The organism is Caballeronia sp. Sq4a, from assembly GCF_023170545.1.
Lineage (GTDB): Bacteria > Pseudomonadota > Gammaproteobacteria > Burkholderiales > Burkholderiaceae > Caballeronia.
The window spans coordinates 494967-516899 of record NZ_CP084252.1 but is presented as its reverse complement, the minus strand read 5'-3'; the positions used below and the strand labels follow the sequence as shown (position 1 = coordinate 516899).

At 63.7% G+C, this 21933-nt stretch carries 18 protein-coding genes; 15 read left to right on the top strand and 3 right to left on the bottom strand.

What is annotated here, in order from left to right; translation table 11 throughout:
- The first annotated feature begins 10 nt into the window (after positions 1 to 10).
- From LDZ24_RS21960 to LDZ24_RS21915, 10 genes are all read left to right on the top strand, one after another.
- Complete coding sequence (locus LDZ24_RS21960; RefSeq protein ID WP_175943192.1) at positions 11 to 997, top strand: acetamidase/formamidase family protein; 987 nt, start codon at positions 11 to 13, stop codon at positions 995 to 997.
- Positions 998 to 1077: 80 nt separating this feature from the next.
- Complete coding sequence (locus tag LDZ24_RS21955) at positions 1078 to 2232, top strand: transporter substrate-binding domain-containing protein (protein ID WP_206470330.1); 1155 nt, start codon at positions 1078 to 1080, stop codon at positions 2230 to 2232.
- Position 2233: 1 nt separating this feature from the next.
- Entirely contained in the window at positions 2234 to 2884 is a 651-nt protein-coding gene (locus LDZ24_RS21950) for an ANTAR domain-containing response regulator (RefSeq protein WP_248324189.1), read from the top strand.
- A gap of 44 nt (positions 2885 to 2928) precedes the next feature.
- Positions 2929 to 3693: an SDR family NAD(P)-dependent oxidoreductase gene (locus LDZ24_RS21945; RefSeq protein WP_248324188.1), complete on the top strand. Its 765-nt coding sequence runs from the start codon at positions 2929 to 2931 to the stop codon at positions 3691 to 3693.
- 29 nt (positions 3694 to 3722) lie between these two features.
- Positions 3723 to 5264 (top strand): amidase, encoded by a 1542-nt coding sequence (locus LDZ24_RS21940; RefSeq protein WP_248324187.1) that lies wholly within the window; start codon positions 3723 to 3725, stop codon positions 5262 to 5264.
- Positions 5265 to 5791: 527 nt separating this feature from the next.
- A complete protein-coding gene (locus LDZ24_RS21935) occupies positions 5792 to 6910 on the top strand; it encodes an ABC transporter substrate-binding protein (RefSeq protein ID WP_248324186.1) in 1119 nt (372 codons plus the stop codon).
- A 16-nt stretch (positions 6911 to 6926) separates the two neighbouring features.
- Complete coding sequence (locus LDZ24_RS21930; RefSeq protein ID WP_248324185.1) at positions 6927 to 7865, top strand: ABC transporter permease subunit; 939 nt, start codon at positions 6927 to 6929, stop codon at positions 7863 to 7865.
- Positions 7862 to 8653 carry an ABC transporter permease gene (locus tag LDZ24_RS21925; RefSeq protein WP_248324184.1) on the top strand — a complete coding sequence of 264 codons (792 nt, stop codon included), beginning with the start codon at positions 7862 to 7864 and terminating at the stop codon, positions 8651 to 8653. The genes LDZ24_RS21930 and LDZ24_RS21925 overlap by 4 nt, the downstream gene beginning before the upstream one ends.
- A gap of 18 nt (positions 8654 to 8671) precedes the next feature.
- Entirely contained in the window at positions 8672 to 9742 is a 1071-nt protein-coding gene (locus LDZ24_RS21920; RefSeq protein ID WP_248324183.1) for an ABC transporter ATP-binding protein, read from the top strand.
- Positions 9743 to 9793: 51 nt separating this feature from the next.
- Positions 9794 to 11434: an MFS transporter gene (locus tag LDZ24_RS21915; RefSeq protein ID WP_248324182.1), complete on the top strand. Its 1641-nt coding sequence runs from the start codon at positions 9794 to 9796 to the stop codon at positions 11432 to 11434.
- A gap of 130 nt (positions 11435 to 11564) precedes the next feature.
- Here LDZ24_RS21915 and LDZ24_RS21910 read toward each other — a convergent pair whose 3' ends face one another.
- Positions 11565 to 12179, bottom strand: coding sequence for a TetR/AcrR family transcriptional regulator (locus tag LDZ24_RS21910; protein ID WP_248324181.1), 615 nt, complete (start codon positions 12177 to 12179; stop codon positions 11565 to 11567).
- Between the two features lie 296 nt (positions 12180 to 12475).
- On the opposite strand from LDZ24_RS21910, the gene LDZ24_RS21905 reads away from it, so the two are divergent.
- The 5 genes from LDZ24_RS21905 (at position 12476) to LDZ24_RS21885 (ending at position 19439) form a co-directional block, all read left to right on the top strand.
- On the top strand, positions 12476 to 12640 hold the full coding sequence (locus LDZ24_RS21905; RefSeq protein ID WP_248324180.1) for a hypothetical protein: 165 nt from the start codon (positions 12476 to 12478) through the stop codon (positions 12638 to 12640).
- A 489-nt stretch (positions 12641 to 13129) separates the two neighbouring features.
- Complete coding sequence (locus LDZ24_RS21900; RefSeq protein WP_248324179.1) at positions 13130 to 14428, top strand: ATP citrate lyase citrate-binding domain-containing protein; 1299 nt, start codon at positions 13130 to 13132, stop codon at positions 14426 to 14428.
- A gap of 11 nt (positions 14429 to 14439) precedes the next feature.
- Positions 14440 to 17139 carry a CoA-binding protein gene (locus LDZ24_RS21895; RefSeq protein ID WP_248324178.1) on the top strand — a complete coding sequence of 900 codons (2700 nt, stop codon included), beginning with the start codon at positions 14440 to 14442 and terminating at the stop codon, positions 17137 to 17139.
- 168 nt (positions 17140 to 17307) lie between these two features.
- A complete protein-coding gene (locus LDZ24_RS21890) occupies positions 17308 to 18606 on the top strand; it encodes an MFS transporter (protein ID WP_248324177.1) in 1299 nt (432 codons plus the stop codon).
- Positions 18607 to 18656: 50 nt separating this feature from the next.
- Positions 18657 to 19439 (top strand): substrate-binding domain-containing protein, encoded by a 783-nt coding sequence (locus LDZ24_RS21885; protein WP_248324176.1) that lies wholly within the window; start codon positions 18657 to 18659, stop codon positions 19437 to 19439.
- 14 nt (positions 19440 to 19453) lie between these two features.
- Here LDZ24_RS21885 and dctA read toward each other — a convergent pair whose 3' ends face one another.
- Positions 19454 to 20764, bottom strand: coding sequence for a C4-dicarboxylate transporter DctA (gene dctA / locus LDZ24_RS21880; RefSeq protein WP_248324175.1), 1311 nt, complete (start codon positions 20762 to 20764; stop codon positions 19454 to 19456).
- On the bottom strand, positions 20761 to 21726 hold the full coding sequence (locus tag LDZ24_RS21875) for a LysR family transcriptional regulator (protein ID WP_248324174.1): 966 nt from the start codon (positions 21724 to 21726) through the stop codon (positions 20761 to 20763). The genes dctA and LDZ24_RS21875 overlap by 4 nt, the downstream gene beginning before the upstream one ends.
- Between the last annotated feature and the right edge of the window lie 207 nt (positions 21727 to 21933).

The window sequence follows — 21933 nt, the reverse complement described above, 5'->3', positions numbered from 1 at the left end:
GAGACGAAACATGAAATGGCTTGAAGACTCGATCATGATGAAGCGTGGCGTCGGCGCGGATCGCGAACCGGTGGAGCACCATCTGACCGAGGAAATGCAGAAGACCTATCACTACACGATCGGGCCGTACTCGCAACCGGTGTTGCATGTGAAGCCCGGCGATCGCGTGGTGGTGGAGACGCGCGATGCGTTCGAAGGCAAGATCAAAGAGGAGACCGACAAGCCGTCCGAGGTGCTGAAGGTGCCGTTCCTCAATCCGCAGAACGGCCCGATCATGATCGAGGGCGCGGAGAAGGGCGATGTTGTCGCCGTGTACATCGAGAAGATGGCGCCGCGCGGTGACGATCCGCACGGCTTCTGCTGCATGATTCCCAACTTCGGCGGACTGACGGGCACGGACTATACAGCGCTCTTGAATGAGCCGCTGCCGGAAGTGGTGCGCAAGATCAGGATCGACGAAGAAAACGTGTACTGGAGCAAGCGCAATACGCTGCCGTACAAGCCGCATATCGGCACGCTGAGTCTTTCGCCGGAGATCGACTCCATCAATTCGCTCACGCCCGACAACCACGGCGGCAACATGGACGTGCCCGACATGGGACCGGGCAGCATCACGTACTTGCCGGTGCGCTCGCCGGGCGGGCGGCTCTTCATCGGCGATGCGCACGCCTGTCAGGGCGACGGCGAAGTCTGCGGCACGGCGGTCGAATATCAGAGCACGACGACCGTGCGCGTCGATCTCATCAAGAAGTGGCAGATCGACTGGCCGCGGCTAGAGAACGAAGACGCGCTGATGAGCATCGGCAGCGCGCGGCCGCTGGAAGACGCGACGCGCATTGCCTACCGCGAGCTGGTGCTATGGATGGCCGCGGAATACGGCTTCGACAAGTGGGACGCGTACATGATGCTGAGCCAGGTCGGCAAGGTTCGACTGGGCAATTTTGTCGATCCAAAATACACGGTTGGCGCAATGGTCGCCAAGCATTACCTCAAGTAACGCGCCAGTTGGCGCGTCCAAGGCAGTCGGCATCACGCGCGGGGCGTCCTCTCTCCGCGCATTCCAGAGCGTGTCACGAAATGGCTTTGTCCGATCCCATCAGAGTGGGTCTGCTGTGCTCGACGAGCGGCTCGACCGCTCTGCTCGAGCAGTCGCAATGGCGCGGAGCGCGCCTCGCCGTCGAGGAGATCAATGCGCGCGGCGGCATCGGCGGGCGCGAGCTCGTCGCGATTCACTACGACCCCGCGTCCGATCCGGCCGTGTTCCGCGAGCTTGCCGAGCGGCTGATCGTGAAGGACGGCGTCAATACGATCTTCGGCGGATACACGTCGACGAGCCGCAAGGCGATGCTGCCCGTCGTCGAGAAGCACAACCGGCTTCTCATCTATGCGCAGATGTACGAGGGCTTCGAGTATTCGGACAACATCATCTACAGCGGCGCGTCGCCCAATCAGAACGGCGTGCAACTGGCGGACTTCATGACCGAGACCTTCGGCGCGCGCGTGTACTTCGTCGGGTCGAGCTACGTCTATCCGTACGAATGCAACCGCACCATGCAGGAGCTGCTGCTGCAGCACCCCGAAGGCGCGATTCTCGGCGAACGGTATCTTTCGCTCGACGCCACGCGCGAGCAGTTCGAGCAAGTGGTCGCGGACATCCGGCGCAAGTCTCCGGACTGGATTTTCAGCACGGTCATCGGCGCGACGGTGCCGTATCTCTACGATGCGTACGCGCACGCCGACTTCGATCCGTCGCGCATGCCCATCGGCAGCCTGAATACGTCGGAGACCGAAATCCACGCGATGCAGCGCGGCATCGCGGCAGGGCACATCACGGCAGCGCCTTATTTCCAGAGCGTCGATACCGAAGAGAATCACCGCGCCGTCGCGCATCACCAGTCGCGCTACGGTTCGGACACCCCGACGGACATGAACTGGGAGGCCGCGTACTATCAAATGCACATGTTCGCCGAAGCCTACGCACGTTCGGGTTCCGACGAGATCGGCGTCATCATGCCGCATCTGCTCGGATCGGAATACGCGGCGCCGCAGGGCCGGGTGCGCATCGATCCCGTCAATCATCACATGGCGCTCTATCCGCGCATCGGCCGTGTAAACGCCGATGGCCAGTTCACCATTCTGCGCGAGTCGAAATTCGCCGTCGGTCCCGACCCGTACATGACGCGCCAGAAGCTGGGGGACTGGGTCACGAAGCTGAGCACGCGAGAGTACTGACGTGAGCGCGCGAACAGACAGAGGTCAGCGAAGCCTCACCGGTTCGATTCTCGAGCGCAATGCACGGGTCGTCGTTTTTCATCCGGACGACGATGACGGGCTGACGCTCACGAACCATCTCAGGCGCATGGGCTTTCAGGTCGAGCGATGCTGGCCGCCCACGGACACGCTGCCGGAAAAGACGGATCTCGTGTTCCGGGCGTTGCTGCCCGAAGAGCGCGCGCCGAAGGGCGAGTGGTGCGGCCCGGATGCGCCGCCCGTCATCTGCGTGGTGGCGTACGAGAACCCGACGTTCATCGATCAGGCGATCAAGATGGGATCGGACGGCATCGTCACCACGCCGATTCGCGCCTCCGGGCTGCTGTCCACGGTGGTGATGGCGCTCTATCATGCGAGGCGCGCGCGTCAACACACGCAGCGCATCGCGAGGCTCGAACAGAAGCTGCTCGACAGCCGGCACTTGCAGGAAGCCAAGAGCATCCTGATGACCATGCATCGCTTGAGCGAGCGCGAGGCTTACGACATGCTGCGCGCGCAGGCAATGGAGAAGCGCGTGACGATCGACGATATCTGTCATTCCGTCATTCAGGCAGGCGAAGTCTTGCAGATCGCACGCGGGCTGGATTCGGACGACGGGCGCGACAGGGAGTGACCGCGTCGCGCCGCCCATTCATCGACACTTAAGGAGCGGCGAATATGGACCTGCAACTGAAGGGCTTGAAAGCGATCGTGACCGGCGGGACCAAGGGCATTGGTCTCGCGATCGCGCGGACGCTGGCTACCGAGGGCGCCGATGTGGCCATCTGCGCGCGCGACAAAGCCAGCGTCGCAGCGACGGCGAGCGCGCTATCCGAACTGAGCGGCGCGCGGGCGTCGGGTGCGGCCGTCGATGTCTCCGATGGCGCCGCGCTCAAGGCGTGGGTCGAGCGTGTCGGCGCGGAGTGGGGCGGGCTAGATATCGTCGTGGCGAATGTGAGCGCGCTGGCCATCGGCAACGACCTCGAGTCGTGGCGCAAGGAGTTCGAAACCGATCTGCTCGGCACGGTCAATCTCGTCGATGCCGCCATGCCTTCTCTCACCGCGAGCAAGGCGGCGTCGATCGTTGCCATATCGAGCGTGTCGGCACGCGAGATCGACTTCGCGGCCGGGCCTTATGGCGTCTTCAAGGCCGCGATCGTGCATTACACGCAGGGGCTCGCGAATCAATTGGCCTCGAAGGGCATTCGCGCGAACACGGTTTCGCCGGGCAACGTGTACTTCGAAGGCGGCGTATGGGACTGGATCGAGCACAACGATCCGGCGCTGTTCGAACGGGCGTTGGCGTTGAATCCGACCGGCCGCATGGCGAGGCCGCAGGAAATCGCCAATGCGGTGGCGTTCGTCGCCAGTCCGGCAGCGAGCTTCGTGAGCGGCGCGAACATCGTCGTCGACGGCGCGCTCACGCGTGGCGTCCAGCTCTGAGCAATCAATCAACTCAACGGGAGCATCGAATGGAAAAACGCAGCGCAATCGACGTCGATCTCGCGACCCTCACGGTGGATGCCGTGCAGGACGGATTCAGGACCGGCCGGTTCACGGCGGAAGAACTGGCGCGTGCCTGCTTCGACTGGATCGAACGTCATAACACGATGTATAACGCGCTGATCTTCCTGAATCCCGCCGCGATCGACGACGCGCGCAGGATCGATGAGCGGCGCGCCGCGGGTGAAGCATTGGGGCCGCTCGCTGGCGTGCCGGTGGTCATCAAGGACCCGATGGACATGGTCGGCTTTCCGACCACCGCGGGATGGTCGAAGTTGTACAGCAAGACGGGCGGCATCGACCTGATGCCCGAGCGCGATGCGCCGGTTGTCGCGCGCATGCGCCGCGCGGGCGCGATTCTGCTCGGCAAGACGAACGTCCCGATTCTGAGTCATACCGGATCGCATGCCAACGACAGTTGGGCAGGCCCGACGATCAACGTCGCGATGCCCGACCGCGTGCCGGGCGGCAGCAGCGCGGGCACGGCGTCGGCGGTGGCTTCGGGCATGGCGGTGCTCGGACTCGCCGAGGAGACCGGTGGATCCATCCAGAACCCTGCATCCGCGCAGGACCTCGTCGGCATCAAGCCGACCATCGGGCTGGTGCCGAACGCGGGCGTGATGCCCTTGTCGGGCAATCGCGACGTGGTCGGGCCGATTGCGCGCAACGTGAAAGATGCGGCGCTGTGTCTCGACGTGATCGCCGGTTACACGAGCGAAGACCCGAAGACGCTCGCCGGCGTCGGCCGGCAGCCGGAAGGCGGCTATGCGTCGGCGCTGAACCGTGACGCGCTGCAGGGCAAGCGCATCGGTCTGTACGGTCCCGGCTGGCGCGATCAGCCGCTTTCCGACGAGGCCGCGGCGCTGTACGAGCGCGTGAAGGGCGAGCTCGTATCGCTCGGCGCGACGCTGATCGACGATCCTTTCCAAGGCTCCGGCTTTGCCGAACTGCGCAGGACGACTCCGCCGCTGCGCAATTTCGACGCGCGCGGTCTCGAATCCATCCCCTACGACGTCGAGAAATATCTGGAGCGTCTCGGCAAGAACGCGTCGATCAAGAGCTTCGCGCAATTCGCGGAGGCCACGAAAGACGAAGACGCTTTCGCACCGAACGGCGTGTTGAACTTCATGCATAGCCTGGCGGATTTCGAGGCCGCGCGGGCGAACCCGTCGCAGCCGCCGGAGATGCCTGAATTCATCGAACTGAAGGCGCGTTATCTGCGAATCTTCGAGCGCGTGTTCGACGAGCAGAGGCTCGATGCCCTCGTCTTTCCGCAGATGAGATGCGAACTTCCGCCCTTGCACGGAAAGGACACCATTCAGGAGACGACGGTCGGGGAGATCGACATCGCGGGCGTGCCAGGCATCGCGGTTCCCGCCGGTTACTACGAGTCGGGCTCGCCGTTCGGGCTTATCTTTGTGGGTCGCCAGTGGGACGAGGCAGCGCTGCTGGGCCTCGCCTACGCCTATGAGCAAGCCGCGGGCAGGCGGAAGGCGCCAGTGCTCGGCTGAAGCTCCTTGCTCGCACGCGGGCTGCCGGTTCTGATCGCCTATTCACGGGCTTGAATGCGGTCGACAACACCGTACGCTGCTGCGCGTGCCGCTCGCTCGTCGATCGAAGCGCTGCGATCAGCCGGCGCTTGCTGCCCGATCGTTTCTGGACTATGCGGGCATCGTGACGCCGCGATGACCCGCATGCGCGACTCATCAGCAACCTGCGGCTCGGACTGTACGCGTTCGTCAACAACGACCTGCGATGCGCCGAGCAATTGCTGGCTCCGCCATGATTCCTCTCGTTCGAGACACGGCCCACATCGACACAACCGCCCGTGTGCGCTGATGACGGCCTTTCTGCCACATAAAGGACGCTCGCTTGTCAAAGCACCAATAAGAATCGCGCTAACGCCGCTATTCAGCCGCCATCCGCCATAAGCGCAGTCGTACTTTTTTGGCGGCTTGCAAATTCACGTATTTGAAACTAGCCTGCACCAGCAATCGGACGATCTCTTCAACGCACCACCTTCCTTTCGGGAACATCGATGACGATGAAGCGTAGCTGGGCGGGCCGTTTTCTTTCGATCTCCACGGCAACGGCGCTCGGGGCGGGCGGCAGCGGCGCCGTATCCGCCGCGCCATCCGAGGCGCTCGTCACCGCCGCGAAGCAGGAAGGGCAATTGACCACGATCGCGTTGCCGCACGACTGGTGCGGATACGGCGCGCTGATCGACGCGTTCCAGAAGAAGTACGGCATTCACGTCAACGAGCTCAACCCGGATGCGGGTTCGGGTGACGAGATCGAAGCAATCAAGGCGAACAAAGGCAACAAGGGTCCGCAAGCGCCGGATGTGATCGACGTCGGGCTGTCGTTCGGTCCGTCCGCGAAGAAAGAAGGCTTGTTGCAGCCTTACAAGGTGTCGACGTGGGACTCGATCCCCGCTGCGTCGAAGGATGCGGATGGCTACTGGTATGGCGACTACTACGGCGTGCTCGCGTTCGAAGTCAACGCGGACATGATCGACAAGCCGCCGTCCGATTGGGGCGATCTGCTCAAGTCCGACTATCGCAACGCGGTCTCGCTCGCGGGCGACCCGCGTTCGGCGAATCAGGCGATTCAGGCCGTCTATGCAGCGGGCGTTTCGCAGACGAAGGGTGACGGGTCCAAGGCCGACCAGGCGGGCCTGAAGTTCTTCGCCGATCTGAACAAGAGCGGCAACTTCGTGCCGGTGATCGGCAAGGCCGCGTCGCTTGCGCAGGGCACGACGCCGATCATCGTGCGCTGGGACTACAACGCGCTTGCCGACCGCGACACGCTCAAAGGCAATCCCAAAGTGCAGGTGATCGTGCCGAAGACGGGCGTCGTCGCAGGCGTGTATGTGCAGGCAATCAGCGCTTATGCACCGCACCCGAACGCGGCGAAACTGTGGATGGAGTTCCTTTACTCCGACGAAGGGCAACTCGGCTGGCTCGCCGGATACTGCCATCCCATGCGCTATAACGAACTGGTCGCGCAGAAGAAGGTGCCGCAGGCGCTGCTCGCGAAGCTGCCGCCGGCATCGGCTTACAGCAACGCCGTGTTCCCGACGCTCGACCAGCAAAACGCGACGAAAGACGCCGTCACCAAGGGCTGGGATCACGTCGTCGGCGCGAACGTGAAGTAGCCGCGAGTTCGCTGCAATGAGCGTATCTCCGCAGCCAGGCGCTTCGGGCCCGGATCTGCTGACGCCGGTCGCGCCCGCGCCGCAGTCCGGCCCCGCTCGCGCTAGCCGTGGCGCCGGCTGGCTCAGCTATGCCGGCGTCGCGCCATTCTTTGCGTTCGCGCTGCTGTTTCTATTGCTGCCCACCGCTTTTCTGATGATCGGCGCCTTCCAGGATGCGCAGGGACACTTCACGCTGGCAAATCTTCGCGAACTGTCCCAGCCCGCCGTGCTCGATGCCTACTGGATCAGCGTGAAAGTGAGCGTGGCATCGTCCGCCGGCGGGACGCTCTTCGGCGCGTTGCTCGCCTGGGCCGCGGTGCATGGCCGCCTACCGGCGTGGATCCGTCCGACGCTCATGACGTTTTCGGGAGTCGCCTCGAACTTCGCGGGCGTGCCGCTCGCGTTCGCATTCATCTGCACCTTGGGACGCGTGGGTCTCGTGACGGTGCTGGCGCGCAAATACCTCGGCGTCAATCTCTATTCCACGGGCTTCAGCATCCTCAGCTTCTTCGGGCTGACCATCACCTACCTGTACTTCCAGATTCCGTTGATGGTCCTCATCATCACGCCCGCGCTGGACGGTCTCAAACGTGAGTGGCGCGAAGCATGCGACTGTCTCGGCGGCACGGCCGCGCAGTATTGGCGCTACGTCGGATTGCCGGTCCTGTGGCCGAGCCTGCTCGGCGCGGCGCTGCTGCTCTTTGCCAACGCGTTCGGCGCAGTGGCCACGGCCTATGCGCTGACAGGCAGTTCGCTCAACATCGTGCCGATCCTGCTGTACGCGCAGATTCGCGGCGACGTGCTGCATAATCAGAACCTCGGTTATGCGCTCGCGCTGGGCATGATCGTGGTCACGGGCTTGTCGAACGGCGGCTACATCTGGTTGCGCGCGAGAGCCGAAAGAGGGCGCCGATGAAGACGCAATCGCGCGTGGGCGCCTGGGTCGCGATGATCGTCGGCACCCTGTACTTTCTGATTCCGCTCGCCGCCACCTTCGAGTTCAGCCTGCGGATGCGCCGCGATGGCTACAGCTTCGACGCCTATCGAGTCGTGCTCGGCGATCCGCATTTTCAGGCTTCGTTCGGCTATTCGGTGCTGATGGGCCTGCTCACCATCGTGATCGGCGTGCTGCTCGTCGTGCCCACCGCGTATTGGGTGCAACTGCGTCTGCCGAAGTTGCGGCCCGTCGTCGAATTCATCACCCTGCTGCCGCTCGTGATACCGGCCATCGTGATCGTCTTCGGCTATCTGCGCATCTATAACAGCAGTTCGATCCTGCCGCTCACCAGCAACGAGCGCGCGACCGATCTGCTGCTCGTCTTCGGCTACGTCACGCTGTCTTTGCCCTACATGTATCGCGCCGTCGATGCGGGCATGCGCGCCGTGGACGTTCGCTCGCTGACCGAGGCCGCCGAATGTCTCGGCGCCGGCTGGACGACGATCCTCTTCCGCGTGATCTTCCCCAACGTGCGCTCGGGGATTCTGTCCGGCGCGTTTCTGACGTTCGCCGTCGTGATCGGCGAATTCACGATCGCGAGCCTGCTGGACCGTCCGGCGTTCGGACCTTATCTGCAATTGATCGGCGCGAACCGCGCATACGAACCGTCGGCGCTGGCGATTATCGCATTCATCGTCACATGGGCATCGATGGGCGTGATCCAGGTGTTCGGATCGGCGCGCGCACTGGCCGGCCGTAAAACCTGAGCCGACGAGGCCGCAAGCATGCCATTTCTCGAAATCGACGATCTTCACAAAACCTTCGGGCCGAACGTGGCCCTGCATCGGTTCGACATGACGATCGAGCAGGGCGAATTCATCACGTTTCTCGGTCCCTCGGGCTGCGGCAAGACGACGGTGCTGCGCATGATCGCCGGATTCGAGACGCCCACGCGCGGCACCATCCGTCTGAATGGACGCGACGTCACGCATATGCGCACGCGCGATCGCGCCGTGGGCATGGTGTTCCAGGCGTATGCGCTTTTTCCGAACATGACGGTGGCGCAGAACATCGGCTTCGCGTTGAAGGTTGCGAAGCGTTCGCAAAAGGAGATCGATGCGCGCGTCGCCGAGATGCTCGAACTTATCAAGCTGCCGCAACTCGCCGGGCGGTATCCGTGGCAACTGTCAGGCGGACAGCAACAGCGCGTGGCGCTGGCTCGCGCGCTGGCGAGCAAACCGCAGGTGCTGCTGCTCGACGAACCGCTGTCCGCGCTCGATGCGAAAATCCGCGTGTCGCTGCGCGAAGACATTCGGGGGCTGCAGCGTGAGCTCGGCATCACATCGATCTTTGTCACGCATGACCAGGAAGAGGCGTTGTCGATCTCCGACCGTATCGTCGTGATGAACGACGGGCGCGTGGAGCAGGTGGGTTCGCCGCTCGACATCTACAACTTTCCGCGCACGCGCTTCGTCGCATCGTTCGTGGGAACGCTGAATATTCTGGCGGGACGCGTGATCGATCCCGGCACCGGGCGCATCGCGGTCGATGGTCAGGAACTCGTGACGTCGCGCTCGCTGCCGCCGGATGATGCCGGCAAGGAGCGATTGCTGGCGCTGCGTCCCGAAGCGATCGTGCTGGAGCCGCCGTCGAACGGCCGCAATTCGCTCGCGGCCACCGTCGAGCAGATCAGCTTTCTCGGCGCCGTGGTGCGCATTCGCGCGCGCGTGAGCGACGCGGTCGTTTCAATCGATGTGTTCAACGATCCGAACAGGACCCTGCCGGAATACGGGCAGCCGGTTGCACTCGGGTTTTCGCATGACAACCTTCTCGTGCTGGATGAGAACCCGCGCTAGCTTGGCGTAACAGCAAGCGCTTCATGGATGCGATCGGCGCCTTGCATTGTTATGCTACTCATCATCGATGAGAGCGGGGGCAACTTGGTCGACCGGGAATTGCTCGACAGCGAGCCGAAACAGCCGTGCGCCGTGCCTGCGCAGGCAAGCCCGTGCGACGCGCTTTACATTCGCTCGCAGCCAACGAGCGTGGACCGTCCGTGCCGTCGCGCGCGTCTCGCGCTCGCCGCGACGATTCTCGGGTCGAGCATGGCGTTCATCGACGGCTCGGTCGTCAATGTCGCGCTGCCCGCCATTCAAAGCGACTTCAGCGCGAGCGTGCAGGCGGTGCAGTGGGTGGTGAACGCGTACCTGCTTTTTCTCGGCTCGCTCGTGCTGGTCGGCGGGTCGATGGGCGATCACTTCGGCCGCCGCACGATCTTCATTGCGGGCATCGCGCTGTTCACGCTCGCGTCGGCGGCTTGCCGGTTTGCGCCGAGCGTCCATGCGCTGATCGCGGCGCGCGCGTTTCAGGGCATCGGCGCCGCATTGCTCGTGCCGAGCAGTCTCGCGATCATAGGCGCCGTATTCGAAGGCGAAGCCCGCGGGCGTGCAATCGGCACCTGGGCCGGCGTGGGCGCGATTACATCGGCGGTGGGGCCGGTAGCAGGCGGCTGGCTCGTCGATGCATTGTCGTGGCGAGCCATTTTCTTTCTCAACGTGCCGCTTGCAGCGGTGACGATCGCGCTCGCCGTCTTGTCGGTGCCCGATAGCCACAAGCTCGATGAACCTCGACAAGTCGACTGGCCCGGCGCGCTGTGCGCGGCAGCAGGACTTGCCGCGCTCACATACGGCCTGACCGACGCCGCCGCGCACGGGTTCGCCGATCCGCTGGTACTGTCGGCGCTCGGCGCGGGTCTCGTCGTGCTCGCCGCATTCGTGCGGATCGAGGCGAAAAGCCGTTACCCGATGATGCCGCTCGACGTCTTTCGCTCGCGAGATTTTGCAGGCGCAAATCTCGTGACACTGCTGCTTTACTTCGGCCTCGGTGGCGTATTTTTCTTCCTGCCCTTCACGCTGATCCGCGCACATGGCTACACGGCGACGCAAGCCGGAGCGGCGCTGCTTCCGGCGCCCGTCATCATCGGTTTGCTATCGCGATTGACCGGCGGCCTGACGAGCCGCTTCGGCTCGCGCTTGCTGTTGACAGTGGGGCCAAGCGTCGCCGGACTCGGTTTCGCATTGCTGGCGCTGCCGTTTGCGGGCGGCAGCTATTGGAGCGGATTCTTCCCTGCGCTTGCCGTGCTCGGCCTCGGGATGACGATCACCGTCGCGCCGTTGACCACGACCGTCATGAATTCGGTGCCGGCCGACCGCGCGGGCATTGCGTCGGGCATCAACAACGCCATTGCGCGCGTGGCTAGCCTGCTGGCGATTGCCGTGCTCGGCATCGTGTTCGTCTGGTCGCACCACGCGGCGTTGTCGGCGCGGCTCGATGCGTTGCACGTGCCGCAGAATGCACGCGTGACTGCGACGTCGTTGCAGCCGGGAATCGAGTCTGCGACAGCGGCGGGCGATGGACGTGCGCTACCGGTCGCACGGGCAGACGCCGACGCTATCGCTGACGCGCTGCACGCCGTCGCGCTGGTCGCGGCCGCGTGCGCGTTCGCCGGAGCGGGAATTGCGGCGGCGACTATTCAGCCGCGCAAGTGATGGAATTGTCGTCTTCATCGACGTCCGTTTTCAGCGGCTCTTCAGCATGCTCCGGGTAAGATCAGTGGCGCGGACGGTTTGAGTTCAGCGCGCAAGCACATGATCGTTAGCCGATGACGCACCCATATCGCTATGCCGAGGCGACCGGCAAGCCGGCGATGAATTCATCGATCGCGGCGAACAGCGACGCGCGGCGCACGCCGTCCTGAGCCTCTATCGACAAACCTCCCATCAGCGTCATGCAGAGCGCGGCGATCGCTTGAACGTTGGCGTTGGCATCGAGTTCGCCTTCCTCGCGCGCCTGTTTGAGCCGCGCGGCGATCGCTCGCGCCACGTTGCGGCGTTCCGCGCGCAATTCCTCGCGTAGTTCGGCGTGCTCCATTCCAACCGACATGCCGCCGAGAAAAATCATGCAGCCACGTGGGGCCTGGCCGCTCGTGAACAGTACGACGCTCGCGCGGAACATCGCGCGTAGCGCGTCCAGCACCGATTCATGCGCGCGCAACTGCCGAACCGCTGCGCCGCCTTCCTCGCGCGCGTAGAGGGCCAGCGCCTCGCGATACAACTCCTGCTTGCTGCCGAAGGCGGCATAGATGCTTGGCGAATTGATGCCCATGGCATTGACGAGGTCGGACATCGAACAGGTGTCGAAGCCTTTGGCCCAGAACGCCTCCATTGCCCGCCTGAGCGCCGCATCGCGATCGAAAGCGCGCGGCCGGCCACGCGGTCTTTGAGCCTCTTCCATGGGGCGCTGCCTGTCTAGCGTCATATCGTCTCCCGGTCCCGCTGCACGCGGCGGCATTAATGACGTGCATGGAATTCACAATTATATGTCGAGCGTCACAAAATGTCTGGACCTTATCGCGCGATCGTTATTTAATATATGTGTCGATCGTTACATAAACCAGATCTTTGGAGCTTTCCATGAGAACGTCTATTGCCGCTTTGTCTGCCGCGCTTTTCATTGCTGCGCCTATCACAACTTTCGCAAGCAGTGCTGCGCCTGTCGCCTCACCGGCGAGCCCTGTTTATTCAGTGTTCGTGGATCAACCGACGGGTTTCGCGTTCGTGAAGATGCCGTCAGGCTGGAAGTTCGTAGGGGCCGTATCGAAGAATGACGCGCAGCATCTGCCGGCCAACGTGCTGAGGTCCAGTTCGCTGCCCGAGGACTACGCACAGTCGACGGCTGCGGCATCGCTGAAGTGAGTAAGTGGGGAACCCGGTTTTCGCTGGACTTTATGCGCCGGCGAGTGCATGCGGGCCGACCTTGTGACGCGACTCGACGTTGACTCGAGTCGTCGTCGCACTGATTTTCCACGCCACGCGCGACGCAGACCGCTTTTTCCGCTTCTTCGCATTGATAACGTCGGAACATCAATGCTTCAGAAAATTGCACTTTTTGTTTCGACCTTCTTGCGCAAGTATCTGATCTCAAGACGTTCATAAAAGAGAACGCGTCGGAGACAGGCACGAAGCGCAGACTAGCGTTTCGCTGCATCCCAGGGCACGCCCGTTCGCGGCTGCCGCCAACAGTCATCGACGCATAACTCGCGTATTCCATCTCGCTATTCGAGTCCTGCCGCCGCTTCCGAGCGCATCCAGCGGCAGCGGTGCATCTCGCGCCTGCCGCAGCGAGTCGATGGACCTTCCGTATCCGCTTCATCCGTCATAGGTCAAATTCAGGAGACACGTCACATGCAGATCACCGGAATGTTGCACGGCTCGCGCCTGTTGCAATTCGTCGGCTTTCCGTCGAGCGAAGTGCTCGGCCCGGGCGCCAGCGAAGAAGAGATCAAGTCGCTCATCGACCGTCACGGCCAGATATTCATCAAGCCGGTGTTCAAGGGTGGCGTGGGCAAGAAGGGCAAGGCGGGCCTGCTCGGCCGCGCAACGGATCTGAAGACGGCGCTCGCCGAAAAGGAACGGCTGTACTTCGCCGAACACGCCATCGGTCATGTGAAAGCCAAGGCGAACGGCGTGACGTTCGAAGCGGGCGTGCCGGCCAAGCACGAAGTCTATTTCTCGATCACCGATTCCACGCGTTTCCGCGCGCCGACGATGACGCTTTCGCACATGGGCGGCATGGACATCGAGGAAGTCGATCCGAAGCACGTCGCGATGGTGCCGTTCGATGCGCTGACCGGTTTGAAGGCGTTCGTCGTCGCGAATGCGCTGAGCGAGATCGGCGCGCCGCGCGAAATCATCTCGCCGCTCGTGCAGCAGTTGCCGAAGCTCTGGGAGCTGTTCCACGACTTCGGGATGACGACGCTGGAACTCAACCCCATCCGCATGCGCGAGGACAAGAAGGGACGTCTCACGCCCGTCGCCTGCGACTTCAAGTGCGGATTCGATCGCGACGATCCACGCTTCTCGCGGCTCGGCCTGCCACCGCATCTGTTCGCCGCCGACTACTCGGATTTCGAACAGGAGATCAATCAACTGCGCACGCACCAGGGGCAAAGCGATGTCTACGTGATCAACGACAAGGGCACCATCCTCGCGCCTACCTTCGGCGGCGGCGCGAACTCGCTCGTCACGGAAATGCTCGGCGATGCGGCGATCATCTCGTCGGACTTCGGCGGCAATCCTCCGTACGAAAAGATGAAGGAAGTGGCGCGCATCTGCTTCCGGCACTGGCTGAAGCAGTCGAATGTGCTGTTCATCATCGGCGGCAAGTCCAACAACACCGACATCTTCGAGACCCTGCGCGCGATGGCCGATGCGCTGCGCGAGCACTTCAGCGCGCACGGCCCGACGCCGCTCTATGTCGTGCTCGGACGCGGCGGTCCCAACCTCGTGCGCGGCATGTCGGCGCTACGCGACACCTGCGATTCGCTCGGCCTGCCGTATCGCCTTTTTGGCTTCGATTCGGACATCAGCGAAGTGATCCAGTACGCGCGTCGGGCCGATACATGGATGCAATCGGGCGGACGCGCGCAAGTGGCGGCGCGCATCGGCGCGCGCGACGCGCAATCGCATACGGCATCGGCTTGAGGAGATCGGACATGCACAAGCAAGGCATTAGTCATTTCAAATACTTCGTCGGCATTCAGTCGCTGGCGGATATCGCGACGCGAGAAGACCGCGTCTGCGTGCTGAATATTCTCGGTGGCGAATCATCGGACGTGACGCCGGTGAGCCACGCTTTTTCGGGCGGAAATGTCGTCTTCGGCACGGCGCCCGGCAAAGGCGGACAAGTGCTTGCGACGCCCACAGGCGACATTCCGGTCTTCAACAACGTGCGAGAAGGGCTGGAGGCCGGGCATCGCTTCAACTGCGGCGTGGTCTATCTGCCGCCTTCGGCCGCGCGCGACGGCGTGGCCGAACTGATTCGCGTGAATTCTGATCTGCGCAAGATCTTCATCATCACGGAGAAGATCGCCGTGCACGATGCCCGTGAGATTCGCGCGATGGGTCAGCAGGCGGGCATCGACATCTTCGGCGCAAACGGGCTGGGCGTGGCGGACTCGTGGCAGCGCGTGCGCATCGGCGGCGCGCTCGGCGGCGACGATCCGGGCGCGACCTTGCGCCAGGGATCGATCGCGATCTTCTCGAACTCCGGCGGCTTCAGCACCACGATTGCGCAGTACCTGCGCATGAGCGGCTGGGGCACCTCGACGGTCATCTCCAGCGGCAAGGACGTCTACATCCACTATGCCGCGCCGGAATTCGCCTTCGCGCTTGCAAACGACGCGCGCAGCAAGGCTGCCGTGTTGTACTGCGAGCCCGGCGGTTACTACGAAGCCGACGCGAACTTCACGAAACCCATGGTCGCGTGCGTGGTGGGCCGCTGGAAAAGCCGTCTGACGCGCGCGGTGGGACATGCCGGCGCGATGGCGGGCGGCGCCGACGATGCGCTGGCGAAGGAACGCTGGTTCAAGGAGAAGTTCGGCGTCGAACGGCTTTTCACGCCCGACGATCCATGCTGCTCGGCGAAGGGCGCGGTGGTGACGAACATCGCGCATATTCCCGCCGCGCTCACGGCGGTGATGCGGGCGAACGCCACATTGCCCGACTTCGAGCCCGAAGGCAGTCTCGCGCTCAAGCCGTGGTTCGGCTCCGATCAGGGGCTTCAATTGCCCGACGATCTCGCGCTCGCGGTCGTGAAAGCTGTCGCGCCCTATGACGAACAGGTCGCGCGCGTGAACGACCAGATCGGCGCTATTGCCCCGCGCCAGCCATTGAAGGATGCGTCGGGCGCCTCGCAGATGGATGCGAAGACTCAGGTGAGCAGCCTGCACGGCGTATCGATGCTCGAAGCGGCCAAGCATTCCTTCGAAGCGAACGTCTGCCTCGCGCTGTTGCACGAGTTCGGCGGCGCGAACGACGAAAAACTGATGAACGTCGCGGTCGGCGCGGCGGTGAACCTGCATGGCAAGCCTGAACTGTCGGCCGCGCAGGCGGCGCGGGAGGCCGGCAATGCGCCCAACGCGGTGCTCGCCGCCGCCGCCGCGATCGTCGGGCCGAATCGCCAGCGAGCGGCGCGCGAGTCGGCCAGGCTGATGATCGACCGCTTCGCCGCGGCAAAGCTCGTCGACGCGTTCGACGACGACTTCGACATCGACGCGATCGACACCGAAGGCAGCGCGACGCTGTTCTCCGACGAGCGCGATCCGAAGGCCGAAGCCATGCTCGCCGGCCTCGCCGCCCGTGGCGTGAGTTCCGTGTTCGTGCGATGGCTTGCCGGCGGCCCGGGCCATCCGCGCGCGGACGCCGTGCTCGCGGCCATCACGACGACACTCGCCTGGGGCCCGCTCATGCGCAAGCGCATCTCGCGTCTGACGGCGGAGAGCCTGCCATGGTGGACGACGCTCTTCGGCACGCTGATCGGCGCGTCGGCGGACGCGTCGCGCCATCGTCCGGACAGCTTCCGCGACCTCTCCACCGAGACGCTGCTCGGCGAGCGCTCGCTGACGGAAATCGCGTTCGCGGCGTTGCTCGGCCTCGAACCGTCCGCCGACGACCTGTTCGCATTCAGGACGCTGACCGGTTTGCTGCTCACGAACGGACCGGGCGCGATCTCGGCGCAAGGCGCGAAGGGCGCGGTATCCGCCGATGGACCCGAATCGCCCGAACGCGTGCAATTGAACAAGGCGCTGACCGGTTTTCTGACGCACACCGGCTATACGCACGGCGGCAATGGCTACGAAGGCATCGCCTTTCTCAACGATGCGTTTCGCGACAGCGCCCTCGACGATCCCGCGGACCCGCATCACGGCGTCGATCTCGAAGCGCTCGCGCGCCGTTCCGTCGAGCATTACGCGCGATACAAGGCGAGCCAGAAGCAGGCCGGCAGCCTCGACATCGCCAAGCTGCCGGGCGTCAATCACCCGGTTTTCAAGGACAAGCCGGTGAATCACGATCCGCGCGAGGTGTTCATCGCCCAGCTGTACGAGGCGCGAGGCGAGTACAACGCGTTTCATGCGTACTACCGCGCGCTGGTGCAGGCCTTGTTCGACGCGGGCGTCTCGCGCAATGTCTACTGCGTGAATGTCGATGCCGTGATCGCCGCGCTGCTGCTGAAAATGCTGTGGCAGCCGCTCAAGCGCGGCGCGTTCAGCGAGGCGGATCTCGAAACCGCCGCGTTCACGATCTTTCTGTATCCGCGCATGCTCGGTTGCGCCGCGGAAATCGACGATCACCTGAACCGCGGCCGCAACATGGACACGCGCACGCCCGCTTCACAGTGCCGTTTCGTGGCCTGAGCGCTGACATCCGGGAGGTCGGCCGAGCCGACCGTTTCCGGCGATTGATAACCACAGAACATCAATCGTTGAAAACATTGCACTTATCGTTTTGATGGCGGCAGGCCATCATCCCCGAAATACAAGAGCGGACAGACCGCACATTTCGGGACTTCAGGAGACACATCGATGCATCCCTCACCTTCGACCCTTTCGCCGGGACATTCAAAGGCTGCGGCGGTTTTCCGCGTAACGGCCGGCAATTTCCTCGAGCAGTTCGACTTCTTTCTGTTCGGCTTCTACGCGACGCAAATCGCCGGCGTGTTCTTTCCGGCATCGAGTGAATTCGCTTCGCTGATGATGACGTTCGCCGTCTTCGGCGCCGGCTTTCTGATGCGTCCGCTGGGCGCGATCGTGCTCGGCGCCTACATCGACGATGTCGGCCGCCGCAAGGGCCTCATCGTCACGCTTTCCATCATGGCGAGCGGCACCATCCTGATCGCATTCGTGCCGGGCTATGCGACGATCGGTCTTCTGGCGCCCGCGCTCGTGCTCGTCGGACGTTTGCTGCAGGGGTTCTCGGCAGGCGCTGAACTGGGCGGCGTGTCGGTCTATCTCGCCGAGATGGCCACGCCTGGCCGCAAGGGCTTCTTCACGAGCTGGCAGTCGGCGAGCCAGCAGGTTGCGATCGTCGTTGCCGCGGCGCTTGGCTTCTTGCTCAATCAGTCGCTCGACACCGCGGCTATCGCGAGCTGGGGATGGCGCGTGCCGTTCTTCGTCGGCTGCATGATCGTGCCGTTCATCTTCATGTTGCGTCGCAATCTGGAAGAAACGCAGGAGTTCAAGGCACGCCAGCATCGCCCGAGCATGAAGGAAGTGTTCCGCACGCTGGCGCACAACTGGGCCGCCGTGATCGCCGGCATGATGCTGGTGGCGATGACTACGTCGAGCTTCTATCTCATCACGGTGTATGCGCCGACTTTCGGAAAGACCGTCCTGCACCTGAGCACCGCGGACAGTCTGCTCGTGACCTTGTGCGTAGCCGTGTCGAACTTCGTGTGGCTGCCGATCGGCGGGGCGCTCTCGGACAAGGTCGGCCGCAGGCCGCTGCTCGTCGGCATGACGCTGCTCGCTATCGCGACCGCATACCCCGCATTGTCGATACTCGCCCACGCGCCGAGCTTCATCAACATGCTGCTCGTGCTGCTTTGGCTCTCATTCATGTACGGCATGTATAACGGCGCGATGGTCGTCGCGCTGACCGAGGTGATGCCGGTCGAGGTGCGCGTGGCGGGCTTCTCGCTTGCTTATAGCCTGGCGACGGCGGTGTTCGGCGGCTTCACGCCCGCGATTTCGACGGCGCTCATTCACATGACCGGCGACAAGGCGGCACCCGGATACTGGATGAGCTTCGCCGCCGGCTGCGCGCTTCTGGCGACGTTCGCGCTCTATCGCCGGCGCGCGGCAAGGCTGACTCCGGCGCACTGATGCGACGCTCGTCGCGACGAGCGTCTATCGAACCCTACACGACTTCGATCATGAAGAATTTGCTTTCGAAACTCTGCGCGGCGGCGCTCATCGCCGCCTCGGCCGTTGCGTCCAGCGTACAGGCCGCCGACCTGCACATCATGAGCTCGGGTGGCTTCACCGCGGCATACAAGGTGCTCGGTCCGAAGTTCGCGTCGGAGACGGGCAACACGCTCGACACCGCGCTCGGTCCGTCGATGGGCAAATCGCCCGAAGCCATTCCCAACCGCCTCGAACGGGGCGAGCCGGCCGACGCCGTCATCATGGTCGGTTATGCGCTCGACGAGTTGATCAAGCAGGGCAAGGTCGTGCCCGGTTCGCGCGTGGAACTGGCGGACTCGCGCATCGGTATGGTCGTGCGCGACGGCGCGGCGAAGCCCGATATCAGCTCGGCGGAAGGCCTGCGGCAGACTCTGCTGCATGCCAAGTCGATCGCCTACTCCGACAGCGCGAGCGGCGTCTATATCGAGCGGGAGCTGTTCACGAAGCTCGGTATCGAGGACCAGGTCAAGCCCAAGGCGAAGATGATTCCGCGCATACCGGTGGCTTCGGTCGTCGCGAACGGCGATTATGAGATCGGCTTTCAGCAGGTGAGCGAGTTGCTGCCGGTCAAGGGCGCGACGTTCGTCGGAAAGATTCCGGAGTCTTTGCAGTCTGTCACGCGTTTTGCCGCCGGCATTCCGGTGAGCGCGCAGCATCCGAAGGAAGCGAAGGCGCTCCTCGACTATCTCGCATCGCCCGGCGTGCAGGCCGATGTGAGATCGACCGGGCTCGATAGCGTCGCCGCGCATTGATCTAGCCTGCGCGGTCAACTTCCCGAGGTACTGCTCGCGTGGTCCTCTGCGCCGTCGGCGTCTACCGGCGCCGGCGCGCGCAGCATTTGCGCAAGACGCGCGCGATCGCAGGCGCCATCCCACATCGAAACGAAGATCACCGCGCACGCGTTGCTGACCACGCTCGTGAGCGCCCGCGCTTCGGACATGAAGCGGTCGATGCCCACCAGCAGCGCCACGCCCGCCAAAGGAAGATCCGGCATCACGGCCAGCGTTGCGACGAGCGCCACCAGGCCGCTTCCGGCCACGCCCGCCGCTCCTTTCGACGTCAGCAGCATGACCGCGAGCATCATCGCGATCTGCGACGCCGAGAGCGACACATCGCACGCCTGCGCGATGAAGATCGATGCCAGCGTCAGATAGATCGCGGTGCCGTCGAGATTGAACGAATAGCCCGCGGGCAGCACGAGTCCGACGACGCCCTTGTCGCAGCCGAGCATCTCCAGCTTCGTGAGCAGGCGCGGCAACACCGGTTCCGTCGATGAGGTTGCCAGAACGATGAGCAGTTCCTCGCGCAGATAACGCAAGAGCCGCCACAGAGCGAAGCCGTGCAGGCGCGCGAGCGGAGCGAGGACGAGCGCGACGAACAGCACGCACGCCACGTAGAACGACACCATCAACATGCCGAGCGAGCCGACCGAGTGAATCCCGAAGCGACCCACCGTGAAAGCCATCGCGCCGAATGCGCCGAGCGGCGCAAGCCGCATGATCATAGCGAGGATGCGAAACAGCGCCTGCGCGAAGCCCTCGATGAGCGCGAGCACGGGCCGGCTCGCAGCCGGATGCAGATTCAACGCGAAGCCGAATAGCAGCGAGAGCAGCAGCACCGGCAGCACCTCGCCCTTTTCGAAGGCGCCATACATCGTATCGGGGATGACGTTCAGCGCGAAGGCGACGAAGCCATCCGGATGCGCCTGCTTCACATACTGCGCGAGATTCGTCGTATCGAGGCTTCGCGGGTCGATATGCATGCCCGCGCCGGGCCGCATCAGAAAGGCCGTGACGAGTCCCAGCGCGAGGGCCACCGCAGTCAAAAAATAGAAGAGTCCCAGCGCCCGGAAGATCACGCGACCGATTGCCTTGCCGCTCGCGACCGAGGTGATCCCGGAGACGATCGTGCAGAAGACGATCGGCGTGATCATCATCCTGACGAGGCCCACGAAGCCGTCGCTGACAGGCTTGAGATGCGAGCCGGCTTGCGGCCAGAAGTGCCCGAGCGCCATGCCGAGCACCATGCCCAGCACGACCTGCACATAGAGCAGACGGAGCGTTCTCGCCACCCTCACGACGCGGGCTTCCTGCTTGGGCGCGCTTTGCGGGCTACGTCGTCGGTTGACGTGCCGCTACTCCTGACATCGCCTCTCATACCCAGAATCGTTTGATGAAACTCCTGCGCGGCTGGCGTGAGCGTGCGTCCGCGGCGCCTCACGATGCCTACTCGTCGCTTCACGACAGGGTCCACCAGCGGCACACTCGTGAGGATGTGATGATTGCGTCCCGGCATGGCCATCGACGGTACGGCAGCCACGCCGAGGCCCGCTTCCACCAGACCCAGCATGGTCGTGACGTGACGCGTTTCGCATACGCTGGGCGCGCGCGGCGACACGGCCGAAAGAGCCTGATCGAGCAACAGACGATTGCCCGACGTCTTGTCCACGGAAACGTAGTCGTGCTCGTAGAGTTCGTTCCAGGTCACGCGTTTCTTGCGCGCGAGCGGGTGGTCACGACGGCAAGCCGCGACGAACTGCTCCTGCAGCAGCACTTTGAAGTCGACCTCGGACTCCTGGCTTCCCATGAAGCTGACGCCGAAATCAGCCTCGCCGCTGAGAACGGCGGAGAGCACCTCGTTCGCGCTCGCATCGAACAATTTCACCCTGATGCGCGGAAAACGGCGATGGAAGCTCGCAACCGCGCTTGGCAGGAAGTAGTAGGCCACGGATGGCACGCAGGCAATGGTGACATGACCCAATCGGCTCGACGAGACATCGCGGATGCCGAGCAGGGCGACATCGAGATCGTCCAGCAACTGCTCCGCGCTCGGCGCGAATGCCCGGCCGACAGTCGTGAGCGTCACGCTGCGCGTGGTGCGTTCGAAGAGACGCACGCCGAGCGCTTCCTCCAGCTTGTCGATCCGGCGGCTCAGCGCTGGCTGGGAGATGTTCACCGCCTCGGCTGCCTTTCGGAAGCTGCCCAGTTCCACCACGGCTCTGAATGCCTGCAAGTCGTTGAGGTCGAAGTTGACGCCCACGGGCCATTCTCCGCGTTCTTAGATGCCGATATTGTGCATGACGCAGCGGGCGCGTCTATTCCTGCGGAGAGGGACGTGATGTGGATCGGAAGGGGGCGAGGGTGGGGGCCAGTTCCTGAGGGTTCTCGGGCCTGCGTCGTTAAGCGCCCGAGGGCGAGGCGATCGACGGCATTTCGGTGCTTTCGTTCGCCTCTGCTAACGGCCGCT